This is a genomic window from Amycolatopsis orientalis, assembly GCF_000943515.2.
GTDB lineage: Bacteria > Actinomycetota > Actinomycetes > Mycobacteriales > Pseudonocardiaceae > Amycolatopsis > Amycolatopsis orientalis.
Genome location: NZ_CP016174.1, coordinates 6,404,548 through 6,420,164 on the forward strand (window position 1 = coordinate 6,404,548; position 15,617 = coordinate 6,420,164).

Below are 15,617 nucleotides of genomic sequence, written 5' to 3' on the forward strand. Positions count from 1 at the left end.
GGAGGCTACGTCAAGTGTAGGGCCACGGCCAAACGGGTACTAGCCGTGCGGCTAGTCACATACTTGCCGATCGGCTTGTTGGGCCCTAGCCGATCGGCTAGCTTGGAATGAACCTGATCGAGTGAACGGGAGACTTCTGTGGCCAGCTTCCTTTACCGCCTGGGCCGGCTCTCTTTCCGGCGCCGGGCACTGGTGACGGCGGTGTGGGCCGCCGTCCTGGTCGCCCTCGGCGCGGGGGCGCTGACCCTGTCCGGCCAGCTTTCGAACTCGGTGAGCATCCCCGGCACCGAGTCGCAGAAGGCGATCGACCAGCTCGCGGACCGGTTCCCCGAGGCCGCCGCCGGTGGCGCGACCGCGCGGGTGGTCATCTCGGCCCCTGGCGACATCACCGACGCCGCCGGGCGGGCGACGATCACCCGTCTCGTCGCAGAGCTCAAGAACGCGCCGAAGGTCGCTGGCGTGGTCGACCCACTGCAGATGCAGGCGATCTCGCCCGACAAGCACGTGGCGCTGGCGCAGGTCAGCTACCGCGTACCCGGCTTCGAACTGACCGACGCCGACCGCGCGGGCCTGATGGCCGCGGCGGATCCCGCCAAGGCCGCCGGGTACACCGTGGAGTTCGGCGGTGACGCCGTCCAGGCGATGCCCGCGACGAACGCCACCGAAGGCCTCGGGGTCGCCGTCGCCGCCGTCGTCCTGATCATCACCTTCGGCTCGCTGCTCGCGGCCGGGATCCCGCTGCTGACCGCGCTCATCGGGGTCGGCATCGGCATGGCGGGGGTCACGACGGCCTCCGGTTTCCTCGAACTGAACACGAACACGCCGGTGCTCGCGCTGATGATCGGCCTCGCCGTCGGCATCGACTACGCGCTCTTCATCGTTTCCCGCTATCGGCACGAACTCGGCATCGGCCGCGATCCCGAGGAGGCCGCCGGCCGCGCCACCGGCACGGCAGGCTCCGCCGTGGTGTTCGCCGGCCTGACCGTGATCATCGCGCTGGCCGGCCTGACCGTCGTCGGCATCCCGTTCCTCGGCGAGATGGGCATCGCCGCGGCGATCACCGTCGCCATCGCCGTCGTCATCGCGCTCACCCTGCTGCCCGCCATCCTCGGTTTCGCAGGCGGCAAGCTGGCGGGCGGCAAGATCCGCCTGCGCCGCAAGGAAGGCGCGACGACGCACGGCGAGCGCTGGGCGCGTTTCGTGGCCCGCCACCGGATCCCGGTGCTGATCGCCGCGATCGCCGGACTCGCGATCGTCGCCGTCCCGGCCGCGAGCATGCAGCTCGGCCTGCCGAACGACAGCACCGCCGCGCCGGACAGCACCCAGCGCAAGGCCTACGAAACCGTCAGCCGCAGCTTCGGCGAGGGCGCCAACGGCCCGCTGGTGGTCGTCGTCGACCTCGGCGGCAGCACTGACCGGCAGGCCGCGCTCCAGCAGGCCGCGGCGGGAATCGGCGGACTCAAGGAACGCCCGATCGTCACGCCGCCGAAGGTCAACCGCGACGGTGACCTGGCGCTGCTGACCGTCATCCCGAAGAGCGGCCCGAGCAGCACCGCGACCGAAGACCTCGTCAGCGACATCCGCGGCCTGAACGCGGGCCTGGGCGCGGCCACCGGCGCGTCGCTGGCGGTGACCGGCCAGACCGCGGCCAACATCGACGTCTCGGAGAAGCTCGCCGACGCGATGCTGCCCTACCTCGCGCTCATCGTCGGGCTCGCGTTCCTGTTGCTGATGCTGGTGTTCCGCTCGGTCGTCGTCCCGCTCAAGGCGACGCTGGGCTTCCTCGGCTCGGTGGTCGCGACGTTCGGCGCGGTGGTCGCGGTGTTCCAGTGGGGCTGGCTCACCGATCTGCTCGGGGTGAAGACGACCGGCCCGATCATGAGCATGCTGCCGATCCTGCTGATCGGCGTGCTGTTCGGGCTCGCGATGGACTACCAGGTGTTCCTGGTGACGCGGATGCGGGAGGAGTACGTCCACGGCGCCGATCCGCAGCAGGCGATGGTCACCGGTTTCCGGCACGGCTCCCGGGTCGTGGTCGCCGCGGCGCTGATCATGATCAGCGTGTTCGCCGGATTCGTCCTCGCCGAGTCCGCGCTGATCCAGTCGATCGGGTTCGCGCTGGCCTTCGGGGTACTGGTGGACGCGTTCGTGATCCGGATGACCATCGTGCCGGCCCTGATGTCGCTGCTCGGGCGTGGCGCCTGGTGGCTGCCGAAGTGGCTGGACCGGGTGCTGCCGGACGTCGACGTCGAAGGCGAGAAGCTCACGAAGCAGCTCGACACCCCTGACGAGCGGGAGCTGGTCCGGAGCTGAAGGACGCTTTCCCCGCATAAGACGCGGTGAAGGGGACTTTCCTCGCATGACATGCGAGGAAAGTCCCCTTCAGCTCATAGGTCCGCTTCGGTGCGCCCCAGGACCAGCCGGTCGAACAGCGCGCCACCGCCGTTGGACCGCAGCCCCAGCCCCTGGATCACCGGCGGCTTGCCCCCGGTGATCGCCCAGAGGTCGATCCGGACCGGCGTCCACTCGGTGGGCGGCGGGCCCGGCACCCGGTGCTCCGCGAGCACGGTGTGATCGAGCCATTTCGAGTCCCCGACGGACGCGCAGACGGCGAGGCCCGGCCACGGACCGCCGAGCCGCAGCCCGATCCCGGTCGTCGCCGGCGATGTCGCCTTCCACGCGAACTGGAAGTACCGGTACTGACCGGGCCCCGGATTCTCCGCGATCTTGAAATCCCAGTCCGGGACCGCGTGCCCGAACGGCGCCCGGTACGCCGGATGCGCCTCCCCCGCCGTGGTCAGTTCCAGGCTCGTCCCGCCGGAGAACGCGCCACCCTGGCGGAAGCCGAACGTCGGCGGGTACAGCATCATGTCGAGATCCTTGACCCGTTCGTCGAACAGCACCGCCCTCGGCCGTTTCGCCAGGACGTCGCGATGCGCGTTCCCCAGCTGTTCGCCGTGGAAGACCAGTTCGCCGAGCCGGAGGTTGCCGTTCGGCCAGCTTCCGCCGCCGGTGCTGACGAAGCGGAACCGCGACGCTTCGATCGGCCGGTCGAACACGTGGCTGTGAAGGGCCTTGTCGGACAACAGCAGCGGGCCGTCGCGCCAGACCTCGCCTTCGCCGTCCCACCATTGCAGCCGGACGTCGCGCAGCCACGACTCGGGATGCGCCGGATCCTCGGCGAAGGTGATCCCGGTCAACCGCACCTGCGTGCGGAACGTGTCGACCTTGAGCACCAGTTCGTCGCGCCATCCGCTGTTGACGAAACCGATGTCGTGCCAGCGCAGCCACGGCCCCGGCGGCGGATCCGCCTTGCCGTCACGCAGGAGGTCGGCGGGGTACTGGCCTTCGAGGACCTGCTTCGGCCGCACGGACTCCGCGGTCACGAACGCCTTCGTGTCCGCGATGAGGTTGGGCACCAAGGGCAGCGGTTCGGCGGAGGCGTTGCCCCAGCCGGTCTTGCGGGTGGTCGGGGTCGGATCGGGTGCCCGCAGCTTCGAGCGCGCGTCGGTCTCGACCGGGGCTATGCGGCTCCGCCACCGGGGCTGGAGATTCGCGCCGTACCGGACGACGGTACCCATCCAGGTCGCGACGAGCAGGTCGCCGCCGGGGAGCCACGACGGCACCGGCAGGGCACGCAGATCCTGCCGCGTCAGCACCACTCCCGCCGCGTCGAGGACGTACAACGTGCCGAGTTCGCTCCCGGCCGCGATCCTGGTGCCGTCCGGCGAAACCCGGGGACGACGCATCAGGTCGTCGCCGGTGAAGGTCCACAGTAGACCCCCGGTCGCGGTGAAGGCGCTGAGCCGTTCGCCTTCGGTCACGGCGATCAGTGAGCCGTCGGCGGAAAGCGAGACCTCTTCGGCGGCGACCGGGAGGGTGTTGACCAGAGCGCCGTTCCGGAGCACGAAGACCCGGCCGCCGTCGGTGTCGGACCAGATCGCGATCGTCTTGCCGTCGGTACTGACCGCACCACCGAGGAACACTCCCGTACGGGCGGGCCGCACCGACCAAAGTTCGCGTCCGTCCACAGCGGACAGTCCGGCGATCCTCCCCTCGGCGAACGCGACCAGCGTCGTGTCGTCCACGGCCAGCAAACGGTGCGGTGTCCGGCTCGTCGTCCACCATTCCCGCGCCCACAGCTGTTTCCCGGCCTTGTCCCACACCACGAGACCGAGATCGCCGGACGTCGCGACCCAGGTCCCGGCGGGCGCCACCGCGAAGTTGTCCAGCCCCGTGTCGTGGATCCATTCCCCGCGTGCCCAGTCCGTCGCGCGTTTGGGGAGGCCGAACAGGGCGAACCTGCGGCGCGGCGTCCCCGCTTCGTCGAGCAGGTACAGGTGGTATCCCTCGGCCGTGTCGAGATCGAAACCGCGCGCCGCGAACCCTCCCTTGTGGACGGACGGCGCGAGGGCGAAGTGGTGCCCGATCTTCCGCCGCCAAGTGGTCTTCCCGGTGGCGAGGTCCACACCGTACAGATTGTGATCCCAGGTGAAGCAGCCGAGCATCGCCGACCTCCCGTCGGCCGACACCGCGACGTCGCGGACGTGCGGGCCGAACCGGTCCGGGGTGACCTTCGGGAGTTCCTTGTGCACCAACGGAACGATCGCGTACAGCCGGGCGGGCTCGCTGCGCAGGTCGGCGGTGAACCGGCCGCCGATCAGCGAGACGTCCTGGCCGGTCAGCACGTCGACGACCCGGTGCAGCAGCGGCAGCTCGACGTCGAGTCCGGCCATGACGGGCACCCGGTGCCCCATCGACAGGCCCACCCGCCACATCTGCCCGGGGTCCCAGTCGAGGAGGGTGTTGTTGACCGCCAAGAGGTACCGGATGTCGCCGTCGACCCATTCGGACAGCAGCACCTCGGGGTTGTCGCAACCGGCGACCGGCCGGACGTCCGCCAGCACCTCGCGCACCGTTTCGGCGTGGTCGAGGAAGTAACCCCGGAAGCGCGGATACGCCGAATCGTCGTTGTGCGCCACGGGATCCTGGCTGACCTTGTCGAATCCGACGCCCAGCGGCGTGAACCCGGTGACCAGTTCCGGACGGCAGGTGGAGTCGAAGTAAACCGGCACCCCGCTCTCCCGGAGGGCCGCGGCCAGCGGCGGATCGAGTTCCATCCGCTGCCCGACGAGCAGCACCGCGTCGTACCGCTTGAGCACTTCGGCGCTGACGTCCTCGGTGAACACGAACGATGCGGGCCGGTGCGCGTACAGGCAGGCGTTGTAGGCCTCGAAAAGGGAATCGAAGTACTTGCCGCCGATCTTCCCGTTCCAGCCGCTGATCCCGCCTTGCCTGCCCTCGACCCGCTGCATCCGGGTGGAGACCACGATCGCGACCCGGTCACCGGGGCGGGCCGCGGCGATCGCCGGTCCCACTTCGGCGGCGAGACCGAACGCCGCCCGCAGGACCGAGGTCTTGCCCGCGCCCCCGGCCCGCGGGTCACCGAGCTGTGCGCCGGTCCCGCCGGTACGCGGGTCAGCGGCGGTGTGCCCGACATGCTGACGACCGGCGTCGCCGACCATGCCGGTGCCGTTCACCCCGCGCATCACCTGCTGCAGCAGAGTCGGCAGGAACATGCCGCCGGTACCGTCGTCGTTGTACAGCTCGGGGTGACCCCAAGCCGGTTTCCCCGGGCGGCGGTAGAAGTCGACGGCGTGCCCGGTGACCTGCGGCGGCTGGATCTGCTCGGACTGGTCTGCAGGTCGACCTCGTCGGCGCCCTCGAACAGGATCTGCGGCGGGCTCTGCACCGCCCGGTACGGCGCGGTCATCGCGCTGATTCGGCCGGGTGCCACCGAATCCATCGCGGCGCGGAACAGTTTCTCGGCGTCGACCTTGTAGGCGAACGCGCGGTCCGACACCGTGTCGAGCACAGGGGACCACTTACCGGTCTCGTCCGCCACCTTCCACGCGGCGAGGTACGCGGCCTTCTCGGTTTCGTCGGCGGCTGCGTCCGCGCCGAGTTTCGTCAGCCACCAGTTGGCCGCCCAGCTCCAGCCCCGGAAAGCCGGATACGCGGCCAGCAGTCCGGTGACGGTCTTGAGGTCCGCCACCATCTTCTCCGGGGTTCGGGTGTCGTACGGCTTGCCGAGCGGCAACCCGGCGTCCATGTAGAGCAGGATTCCCTGTTCCTCCATGGACCGCGAGCCGTAGCCGGCGATGGCGCGACGGCTCCAGTCTTCGAAGTACGCCTTGTCCGGCGCGACCGCTTCCGGGTCTTTCCCCAGTCTGGCAACGGTTTCGTTATCGGCCGGGATCTTCTGGAAGCGACCCTCAGGTCCGTGTCCGATGCGGTCGGCGAACAGGTTGACGCCGAGTTTCCCCGCCCGGTCCAGGTGGGCGGCGGTGATCTCCGGGACGTCCGCGAAGCGCGGGATCTGTGCCTTCCCCCGAGGATCCTCCGGAAAGCTCTGGACATAGTCGCCGTGCTGCACGATATGGAAGTCAGGCCGGTCGGTGAGCCCGGGCCCGATTTCGAGGTACTGGGGCGCGACGGTGAAACCGGGGACTTCGGCGTCGAGCGTGTAGCGATCCGGCTGCAGGTCGCCGTCGAGGCTCACCTCACCCTTGCCGTTCGTGATCGCGACGTCACGAAAGCCGATCTCCTTGCCCGCCTTGAGGATGCGGAGCTTGACGACCGAAGGAAGCGCCGTCCCGGGCTTGGCCCGCGCGAGCAGCGTGACCGGGATCGGCTCGCCGCGGCCGTAGTAGAACCGGTTGAGCGGGGTCATTACGGACACCGTTCCGGCCGAGCCCGGCGCGCGGACCTCGACTACACCGTCCACTGTGTACTCCGAGTACCTTCCGGCCACATCGGGCGAGATCCGCAGGTGGTAGAGGCCGCGAGCGGTGGGCGGCGCGGTCACGGCGCCGCCGTCGACCCGGAGTTCGGTGAACTCGGGGACACCGAGCGGGCGGATCCAGACCCGGAACCGCGGAGTCGCCTTCCACCGGCCGCTGTCGTGGGTGATGCTCAGCGGGACCGGCCTCCCTGCTGTCCAGACAGGCTCCGCGTAACCGACCGTCAGCCGCTCGACGTCGGCGGTCACCCGCCGGAGCGGCTTCCCGGTCGCGCGGTCGTACACCTCGAACAGGGCCGTCGGATCGGTGCGCTTCAAGAAGATCTCGCCACCGCGGACGCGAAGATTCGAGACCGGGTAGCGGGTGTCGGGCAGCTGCAGGGTGAGCGTCCCGGCCGGACCGCCGTTCTCGTCGAAGATCCGGACCTCGTTCCCGGACACCAGGACGTAGAGCTTGCCGTCGTCGGCGATGTCGACCCCGCCGAGGTGCGCGCCCGCGGCCCGGACCGGGAGGTTCCACAGCTGCCTGCCGTCGAAGCCCGTGACGAAGACGCCGGACGGCCAGGACGTGTACAGCCTGGACCGGCTCTCCGAGACGCGCATACCCGCAAGGCCCTGCTTCACCGTCTCGCCCAGCGGCGGCAGCTCGTAGACCGCGACCACGCCGCCGGGGTTCAGCCGGAGGGCCCGGTTCTCGTACTGGTCGATCGCGTAGAAGTCACCCGACTCCCCCGCCTCGACCGCCGACGGCGCGCTCCAGCCCTTCGCGTCGTTGGTGGTGAAGTCGTCGATATGGCCGAGGGCGCCGAACCCGTCGTCCCAGAACGCGACCCGGTGCGGGAAATGCGCCTCCGCCGTCGCGATCGTCCCGGCCGCGTTCGCGGTGGCGGCGAGCGCGGAGTACCCCGCCTCACCGGCGAACGGCGACGAACCGTCCAGGCCGGTCCTCAGCACGCGTCCCGCGTAGGTGAGGTAGGCCCGGCCGTCGCGACCGAGCCCCAGCTGCGCGCCCGCGATGTCGAAACCCGGGTCGTACCGTGAAACCACCTGCTCCAGGATCATCCTGTTCCCCTCCGCCGCGGATCGTGCCCGGATACTGACAGCGGGTCGGCGGCGGAGGGGTGTCCTAAAGGGCAGGAGAGCGGGCCGTCTCCGGTGCGAGTTTCGTCCTCGCTTCCCCCAGGGCGAAGCCGAGCAGGTTCAGGCCGCGCCAGTGCTCGGCGTTCTCCACCCGCGGATGGTCGGCGGCGAGGCCGATCCCCCAGATCGTGTCCAGCGGGCTGGCTTCGACCAGCACGCGGTTCTTGGTGCCGAGCAGGAAGTCGCGCAGTTCCGGATGCTGCCCGAACTTCGCGACGGTTCCGTCGAGGACGATGCCGTAGCGCTCGTCTTCCCAGCGGCTCTGCTCGAATCCCCGCACTTCCCGGCCCAGCGCCTTGGCTTCACGCGGATGCCGGGCGCGCAGGATTCGCGCGGCGCTCTCGGCGTCGTCGAACAAGAGGGCTTTGCGCCACATCATGTAGTGCTCGGCCGTCGAGAAGGTTTCGCCGTCGATGGTGAACCGGGCGGGCCACCACTGGCTGAAGCATTCCGGCCCGATCGTGCCGTCACGCCGGGGCTGATGGCCCCAGAAGAACAGGAATTTGACGCGCTTCCCCGCTCGTTGGAGCCGGACGACCTCGTCGACCGAGCGCGGGTTCAGGGACATGCGTGAAAGCATGCTCGCCCCTCGGTCCGGCGCGCACGCGATTTACCGGTCGGCGGCCTCAGGCCAGCCAGGCGATGGCGCCGCCGATCGCGAGGAGGGCGGCAAGGCCCAGCACGACGGCCAGGAACTTGACGCTCTTCCAGGTCGCGTAGACGCCGCCGATCAGGAAGCCGCCGAGCGCGAACAGCAGCACGGCGATGGTCGAGTTGCTCACGCCGCCACCTTGCCACATCCGCGCGCCCGGGCCCCCGACGCCCCCGGCCGCCCTCGCGTTTCGTCCTCTGGATGCGGTCCTTGCGCGTGCAACTACCGCATCCAGAGGACTGAACGCATGGCTAGAGGACACCCTTCGTGGACGGGATGCCGCCAGCGCGGGGGTCCGGCTCCGTGGCGGCACGCAGAGCGCGCGCGACGGCCTTGTACTCCGCTTCGGCGATGTGGTGCGGGTCCCGGCCGTGCAGGACACGCACGTGCAACGCGATCTGGGCGTGGAACGACAGCGAGTCGAACACGTGCCGCGTCAGCACGAACGGGTAGTTCCCGCCGATGGTGAAGCTGTTGAACTGCTCCGGCTCGCCGAGGTGCACGCAGTACGGGCGCCCGGAGACGTCGATCGCGGCGTGCGCGAGGGTTTCGTCCATCGGGATCCACGCGTCGCCGAACCGGCGGATACCGCTCTTGTCGCCCAGCGCCTGCCGCAGCGCCTGGCCGAGCACGATCGCGGTGTCCTCGACGGTGTGGTGCGCGTCGATGTGCACGTCACCGGTCGCCTGCACCTTCAGGTCGAGCGAGCCGTGCACGCCGAACGCGGTGAGCATGTGGTCGTAGAACGGGACACCGGTGTCGATCTCCACCTGCCCCGTGCCGTCCAGGTCGAGCTGGACCGAAATGGACGATTCCCTGGTGGTGCGGTCCACCTTGCCGACGCGACTCATCGCGGCACCTCCTTGCTGGCCTCGAGAAAGGCGTCGTTCTCTTCCGGCGTCCCGATGGTCACCCGCAGATGCCCTTCGATGCCGACGTCCCTGATCAGCACGCCGTTGTCCAAATAGGACTTCCAGGTCGCGGGCGCGTCCGCGAAGCGTCCGAAGAGGACGAAGTTCGCGTCACTCGGGACCGGGGTGAATCCCAAGCCCAGCAACGATTCCACCACCCGGTCGCGTTCGGCCGCGAGTTTGGCGACCGAAGCCAGCGTCGCGTCCGCGTGCCGCAGCGCCGCCCGCGCGGCGGCCTGCGTGAGCTTCGAGAGGTGGTACGGCAGGCGCACCAGCTGCAGCGCGTCGACGATCGCGGGCGCGGCCGCGAGATACCCGAGCCGCCCGCCCGCGAAGGCGAACGCCTTGCTCATCGTGCGCGACACGATCAGTCGCGACGGGTACTCCCCGATCAGCTCGACGGCGCTCGGCTGCGACGAGAACTCCGCGTACGCCTCGTCGACCACCACGATGCCCGGCGCCGCTTCGAGCAGCCCGCGCAGCTCGCCGAACGGGATCGACCCGCCGGTCGGGTTGTTCGGGCTGGTCACGAAGACGATGTCCGGGCGGCGTTCGCGCACCAGCGCGGCCGCCTTCTCGGTGTCGAGGGTGAAATCGTCGCGGCGCGGCACCGGCAGCCAGTCGGTGCGGGTGCCCGCCGAGATGATCGGGTGCATCGAGTACGACGGCTCGAAGCCCAGCGCCGTGCGGCCGGGGCCGCCGAAGGCCTGCAGGATCTGCTGCAGGATCTCGTTGGACCCGTTGGCGGCCCACACGTTCGACTCCGAGAGCAGCACGCGGGTGGAGACCGCGAGGTAATCCGCGAGGTCCTGCCGCAGCGCCACGGCGTCGCGATCCGGGTAGCGGTGCAGCGACGCGGCCTCGGCGCGGACGGCTTCGGCGACGTCGGCCACCAGCTCGTCCGGCGGCGGGTACGGGTTTTCGTTGGTGTTGAGCCGGATCGGCACGTCCAGTTGCGGCGCGCCGTACGGGGTCTTGCCCCGCAGGTCCTCCCGCAACGGGAGCGAGTCGAGCGTGATCTCCTCGCCGATGGTCATGCCCGCTCCCCCTCGAACCGCGCCGTGATGGCCTCGCCGTGCGCGGGCAGGTCCTCGGCGTTGGCGAGTGCGACGACCCGGCCGGCGATCTCGCGCAGCGCGTCCTCGTCGTAGTCGATGACGTGCACGCCCTTGAGGAAGCTCTGTACCGAAAGGCCGGACGAGTGCCGCGCGAACCCGCCGGTGGGCAGGACGTGGTTCGAACCGGCGCAGTAGTCGCCGAGTGAGACGGGCGCGTAGGCCCCGACGAAGATCGCACCCGCGTTGCGCACGCGAGCGGCGACCTCCCGCGCGTTCGCGGTCTGGATCTCCAGGTGCTCGGCGGCATAGGCGTCGACGATCCGGATGCCGTCGTCCACAGTAGACACCAGGATGATGCCGGACTGCTTGCCGCTCAACGCCTCCGTCACGCGCTCGGCGTGCTTTGTCGCGGCGACGCGGCCGGTCAGTTCCTTGTCGACCGCGTCCGCGAGTTCCTCGGACGTGGTGACCAGCACGCTCGCGGCGAGCGGGTCGTGCTCGGCCTGGCTGATCAGGTCGGCGGCGACGTGCACCGGGTCGGCTGTCTCGTCGGCGAGGATCGCGATCTCGGTCGGGCCGGCTTCGGAGTCGATGCCGATGATCCCGCGCAGCAGCCGTTTCGCCGCGGTGAGGTAGATGTTGCCCGGCCCGGTGACGATGTCGACCGGTTCCAGCGTCGTACCGTCGGTGTCGGTGCCGCCGTACGCCAGCAGCGCCACGGCCTGCGCGCCGCCGACGGCCCACACCTCGTCGACGCCGAGCAGTTCGGCGGCGGCCAGGATCGTCGGGTGCGGAAGCCCGCCGAACGCGGCCTGGGGCGGCGAGCACACCACGAGCGTGCCGACACCGGCGATCTGCGCCGGGACGACGTTCATCACCACGGTCGAGGGGTACACGGCGAGCCCACCCGGCGCGTACAGCCCGACGCGCTCGACCGGGATCCAGCGCTCGGTCACGGTGCCGCCGTCGACGACCTCGGTCGTGACGTCCTGACGACGCTGATCGCCGTGCACCTTCCGCGCGCGGACGATGGCCTCCTCCAGCGCCTCACGGACGGCGGGGTCGAGGTTCTCCAGCGCGCTGGTGAGTTCCGAGGCGGCGACCCGCACCCCGGTGGGACGGACCTTGTCGAACTTCTCGGTGTACTCGAGAACCGCCTCGACGCCGCGCTCGCGGACCGCCTCGACCACCGGCCGTACGTGATGCAGCGCCGCGTCCACGTCGTACTCGGCACGCGGGAGCGTGCGCCTGAGTTCGGCAACGGACGGGACCTGTCCACGCAGGTCGGTACGGTTCAGCATGGCTCAAGGGTACGAGGTGGCCGGATCGCGCCGAGCAGGCACACTGGGGTGGTGACCAGCGATCCCACGATGAGGGAGGCCGCCGTGCCGCGAATCGGGTTGTGCCAGCTCACAGCGGCCGAGGATCCCGAAACGAACCTGAAGCTGATTCGCGAAGGCGTGGCGGCCGCGGTGGACGGCGGCGCGCGGCTCGTGGTCTTCCCCGAGGCGTCGATGGCGCGTTTCGGCGTCCCGCTGAAGCCGCTCGCGCAGCCGCTGGACGGGCCGTGGGCGTCCACTGTGGCGTCCATCGCCGAAGAACACGGCGTCATGATCGTCGCGGGCATGTTCACGCCGTCGCCCGACGGCCGCGTGCGCAACACGGTGCTCGTCACCGGCGGCGGACAGCACCTCGGCTACGACAAGATCCACCTGTACGACGCGTTCGGGTTCGCCGAATCCGACACGGTCGCGCCGGGGACGGCGCCGGTCACGTTCGAGGCCGAGGGGGTCACGTTCGGCGTCGCGACCTGCTACGACATCCGCTTTCCCGAACTGTTCCGGAAGCTGGCCGAGGAAGGCGCCGACATCGTCCTCGTGCCGACGTCCTGGGGCGCGGGCGACGGGAAACGCGAGCAGTGGGAGGTACTGGTGCGCGCACGCGCGCTCGACTCCGGCTGCTGGGTCGTCGGCTGCGGGCAGGCCGACCCGGCCGCGAGCGGGACGCGGGTGAACCCGAAGGCACCGACCGGGATCGGTTACTCGACGGTTTCCGACGGCTTCGGGCGCGTCCACATCCAGCTGGGCGCGGGACCGGAGACGGTGGTCGTCGACCTCGATCCGGCGGTCAGCGCGAAGGCCCGGGCGGCGACGGGGGCGTTGGCGAACCGTCGCCTTTGACATCGACCGAGCGCTCGAAAAAGGACTCGAGCACCACGATCGTCTGCGTTCCGGAAACGCCTTCGATGGCGTACAGCCTGCGCAGCGACGCCTGTAGTTCTTCGGTGGTCGGCGTGCGGACCTTCACCAGCAGCGTTGCCGGGCCCGCGATGACGTGCGCCTCCACCACCTCCGGCAACGCCTCCAGCGCGGCCTTGGTCGGCGAGTCGCCCATCCACGAGTTGGCCTCGACCAGCACGAACGCCATCACTCCCCGGCCGACCGCGGCCGGGTCGACGTCGACGGTCGTACGCCGGATGACGCCCTGCTCCCGCAGTTTGCGGACCCGTTCGTGCGCGGCGCCCGCGGACAACCCGACGACCTTGCCGAGCGCGGCGTACGCCTGAGTCGCGTCCTGCTGCAGCTCGGTCAGCAACATGCGATCCACGTCATCCATGCCTTGACCATATCAAGTTCGGCGATACATGCTCTAGACAAGATGTCATCCAGAACAACTGGGGTTTCCATGGACAAGGTCAAGGCACGATTCGAGGCTCTCGACGAGCGGTTCGCCCGCGTCAACGGGGACGAGTGGATGCAACGGCTGCACACCGGCTGCCGGTGGACCGAGGGGCCCGCCTACTTCCCCGCCGGCCGGTACCTGGTCTTCAGCGACATCCCGAACGACCGCGTGCTGCGCTGGGACGAGACCACGGGCGCGGTCGGCGTGTTCCGTGAGCCCGCCGGGTTCCACAACGGGCACACGGTCGACCGGCAGGGCAGGCTCGTCAGCTGCGAACAGGGCAACCGCCGGGTGACGCGCACCGAGCACGACGGGAGCACCACCGTGCTCGCGGAGACGTATCAGGGCAAGAAGTTCAACAGCCCCAACGATGTCGTCGAGTCCTCGGACGGCGCGATCTGGTTCACCGACCCCAGTTACGGGATCGACAGCGACTACGAAGGCCATCAGGCCGAAAGCGAGATCGGCGCCTGCCACGTCTACCGCGCCGACCCGGTGGACGGCTCCGTGCGGATCGTCGCGGACGACTTCAGCCGTCCCAACGGGCTCGCCTTCTCCCTCGACGAGTCGCTGCTCTACATCGCCGACACCCGGCAGAACCCCAGTCATCTCAGGGTGTTCTCGGTGGACGGCGGTCGGCTTTCGGGTGGCGGGATCTTCGCGACCTGCGACGCAGGCGGTTTCGACGGCGTTCGCGTGGACGCGGCGGGCCGGGTGTGGGCCGCCGCGCACGACGGCCTGCACTGCTTCGCGCCCGACGGAACGCGGATCGGGAAGCTGCACGTGCCCGAGGTGTGCTCGAACCTGACCTTCGGCGGGCCGCGGCGCAACGACCTGTTCATCACCGCGTCGAGTTCCGTGTACACGCTGCGGGTGAACTTCTCCGGACCCCGCGTTTAGTCCTCTGGATGCGGTCCTTGCGCAAGGCAACTACCGCATCCAGAGGACTAAACGCGTGGGTGACTGGCGCTTGGGCGGCTAGTGCGCAGGGGGCTAGCGCAGCAGGCCTTCGCGGATCGCCACCCGCACGAAGCCGGCCCGGCGCCGTTCCCCGGTCTTGTCCCGGATCCGGTCGAGGTAGGACCGCACGGTCCGCACGCTGATGTTCAGGATCTCCGCCACGTCGACGTCGCGTTCGCCCGCCGCGACCAGCCGCAGGACCTGCTTCTCGCGTTCGGACAGCACGATCTTCGGGCCGGCGTGCCGGTCTTCGCTGTCCTGGATGATCATTCCCGCCAGCGTCGGCGACACGTACGCGTTGTCGTCGGCGATGGTGCGGATGGCGCGCAGGAGTTCGTCGCCGTCGACGTCCTTGGAGAGGAAACCCTTCGCTCCGGCCTGCATGGCGCCCAGCACCTCGGGTTGCTCGGCGTGCGCGGACACCACGAGCACCTTGTGGCCCATCTGCCCCACTTCGAGCACCGCGGCGGCGTCCTGGACGCCGCGCAACTTCAGATCGAGGACGACGACGCTGCCCGGAGGCTGCTCCTGGACGGCGAATCGCGCGACCGAATCGGCCACGGCGCCCAGCGCGATGTCGGGCGCTTCGGTGAGGACACGTGCGACGGCGTCCCGGTACAGCGGATGATCTTCGATCACCCCGACGTTGATCGGTGTGGTGCGTTTCGGCTGCTGCTCGTCTGCGTTCACCGGCGTCCTTCGAATCCGCCCGCGTCGTCGCGGGGCGCGACCGGCCGAGACGGGCCGGGCACCTCCGGCGGAGACGCGAGCCCGAGCTGGATGGCCTTGCGGACCAGACCGGCCCGCCTTCTTTCTCCGAGTTTGTCACGGATCCGGTCCAGGTAACCGCGGACCGTCCGGACCCCGATCCCGAGGATGCGGGCGATGTCGACGTCGCGTTCGCCCGCCGCGACCAGCCGCAGGACCTGCTTCTCCCGCGCCGACAGCGCGACGTCCGGGGCCGACACGGGACGGTCGGCGTTGTCCTTGATGATCATTCCGGCCACCACCGCCGAGACATAGGCCCGCCCCCGCGCGACCGTCCTGATCGCGGTCAGGAGTTCCTCCACGTCGACGTCCTTGGACAGGAAACCCTTGGCACCGGCGGCGATCGCGCCGAGCACCTGTTCGGACTCCGCCTGCGCGGACACCACCAGCACGTGATGGCCCAGTTCGCACACCTGGAGCACGGCGGCCGCCCCGGCGATCCCCGGCAGGCCGAGGTCGAGCAGCACCACGCTGCCGGGCGGCTGCGGATGCACGTGGAACCTGGCGACCGAATCGACGACCGCGCCCAGTTCGATCCCGTCGGCCTCGGTGAGGACCCGGACCACGGCGTGCCGGTACAACGGATGGTCTTCGATCACCGCGACGTCGACCCGGTCGGTCTCCGGCCTGTCTTCAGTCATCTG

At 69.8% G+C, this 15,617-nt stretch carries 13 protein-coding genes; 3 read left to right on the forward strand and 10 right to left on the reverse strand.

Annotated elements, in window-relative coordinates:
- The first annotated feature begins 138 nt into the window (after positions 1 to 138).
- Positions 139 to 2,313: an MMPL family transporter gene (locus tag SD37_RS27675; RefSeq protein WP_065912998.1), complete on the forward strand. Its 2,175-nt coding sequence runs from the start codon at positions 139 to 141 to the stop codon at positions 2,311 to 2,313.
- Positions 2,314 to 2,387: 74 nt separating this feature from the next.
- On the opposite strand, the gene SD37_RS27680 is transcribed toward SD37_RS27675, so the two are convergent.
- The 7 genes from SD37_RS27680 to hisD form a co-directional block, all read right to left on the reverse strand.
- Positions 2,388 to 5,579 carry an outer membrane protein assembly factor BamB family protein gene (locus SD37_RS27680; RefSeq protein ID WP_044850041.1) on the reverse strand — a complete coding sequence of 1,064 codons (3,192 nt, stop codon included), beginning with the start codon at positions 5,577 to 5,579 and terminating at the stop codon, positions 2,388 to 2,390.
- A complete protein-coding gene (locus tag SD37_RS27685; protein ID WP_065912999.1) occupies positions 5,549 to 7,864 on the reverse strand; it encodes an NHL repeat-containing protein in 2,316 nt (771 codons plus the stop codon). Before SD37_RS27685 ends, SD37_RS27680 begins: the two co-directional genes overlap by 31 nt.
- Before the next feature lie 64 nt (positions 7,865 to 7,928).
- The gene (locus SD37_RS27690; RefSeq protein ID WP_236725133.1) at positions 7,929 to 8,510 is read right to left on the reverse strand and encodes an NADAR family protein; all 582 of its coding nucleotides are present in this window, start codon (positions 8,508 to 8,510) and stop codon (positions 7,929 to 7,931) included.
- Positions 8,511 to 8,568: 58 nt separating this feature from the next.
- The gene (locus tag SD37_RS43260; protein ID WP_162835868.1) at positions 8,569 to 8,724 is read right to left on the reverse strand and encodes a hypothetical protein; all 156 of its coding nucleotides are present in this window, start codon (positions 8,722 to 8,724) and stop codon (positions 8,569 to 8,571) included.
- Between the two features lie 121 nt (positions 8,725 to 8,845).
- A complete protein-coding gene (gene hisB / locus SD37_RS27695) occupies positions 8,846 to 9,445 on the reverse strand; it encodes an imidazoleglycerol-phosphate dehydratase HisB (RefSeq protein WP_005155296.1) in 600 nt (199 codons plus the stop codon).
- A complete protein-coding gene (locus SD37_RS27700; RefSeq protein WP_044850044.1) occupies positions 9,442 to 10,542 on the reverse strand; it encodes a histidinol-phosphate transaminase in 1,101 nt (366 codons plus the stop codon). The genes hisB and SD37_RS27700 overlap by 4 nt, the downstream gene beginning before the upstream one ends.
- On the reverse strand, positions 10,539 to 11,864 hold the full coding sequence (gene hisD, locus SD37_RS27705) for a histidinol dehydrogenase (RefSeq protein WP_044850045.1): 1,326 nt from the start codon (positions 11,862 to 11,864) through the stop codon (positions 10,539 to 10,541). Before hisD ends, SD37_RS27700 begins: the two co-directional genes overlap by 4 nt.
- 84 nt (positions 11,865 to 11,948) lie before the next feature.
- Between hisD and SD37_RS27710 the strand changes: the two genes are divergently transcribed.
- Complete coding sequence (locus SD37_RS27710) at positions 11,949 to 12,743, forward strand: carbon-nitrogen hydrolase family protein (RefSeq protein ID WP_044850164.1); 795 nt, start codon at positions 11,949 to 11,951, stop codon at positions 12,741 to 12,743.
- On the opposite strand, the gene SD37_RS27715 is transcribed toward SD37_RS27710, so the two are convergent.
- Entirely contained in the window at positions 12,691 to 13,179 is a 489-nt protein-coding gene (locus SD37_RS27715; RefSeq protein WP_044850046.1) for an Lrp/AsnC family transcriptional regulator, read from the reverse strand. The genes SD37_RS27710 and SD37_RS27715 overlap by 53 nt on opposite strands.
- Positions 13,180 to 13,248: 69 nt before the next feature.
- Here SD37_RS27715 and SD37_RS27720 point away from each other — a divergent pair, with 69 nt between their 5' ends.
- Positions 13,249 to 14,145 carry an SMP-30/gluconolactonase/LRE family protein gene (locus SD37_RS27720; RefSeq protein ID WP_044850047.1) on the forward strand — a complete coding sequence of 299 codons (897 nt, stop codon included), beginning with the start codon at positions 13,249 to 13,251 and terminating at the stop codon, positions 14,143 to 14,145.
- 93 nt (positions 14,146 to 14,238) lie between these two features.
- Here the strand turns inward: SD37_RS27720 and SD37_RS27725 are convergent, their stop codons facing one another.
- Positions 14,239 to 14,895, reverse strand: coding sequence for a response regulator (locus tag SD37_RS27725; RefSeq protein WP_037309519.1), 657 nt, complete (start codon positions 14,893 to 14,895; stop codon positions 14,239 to 14,241).
- Complete coding sequence (locus SD37_RS27730; RefSeq protein WP_044850048.1) at positions 14,892 to 15,614, reverse strand: response regulator transcription factor; 723 nt, start codon at positions 15,612 to 15,614, stop codon at positions 14,892 to 14,894. The genes SD37_RS27725 and SD37_RS27730 overlap by 4 nt, the downstream gene beginning before the upstream one ends.
- Between the last annotated feature and the right edge of the window lie 3 nt (positions 15,615 to 15,617).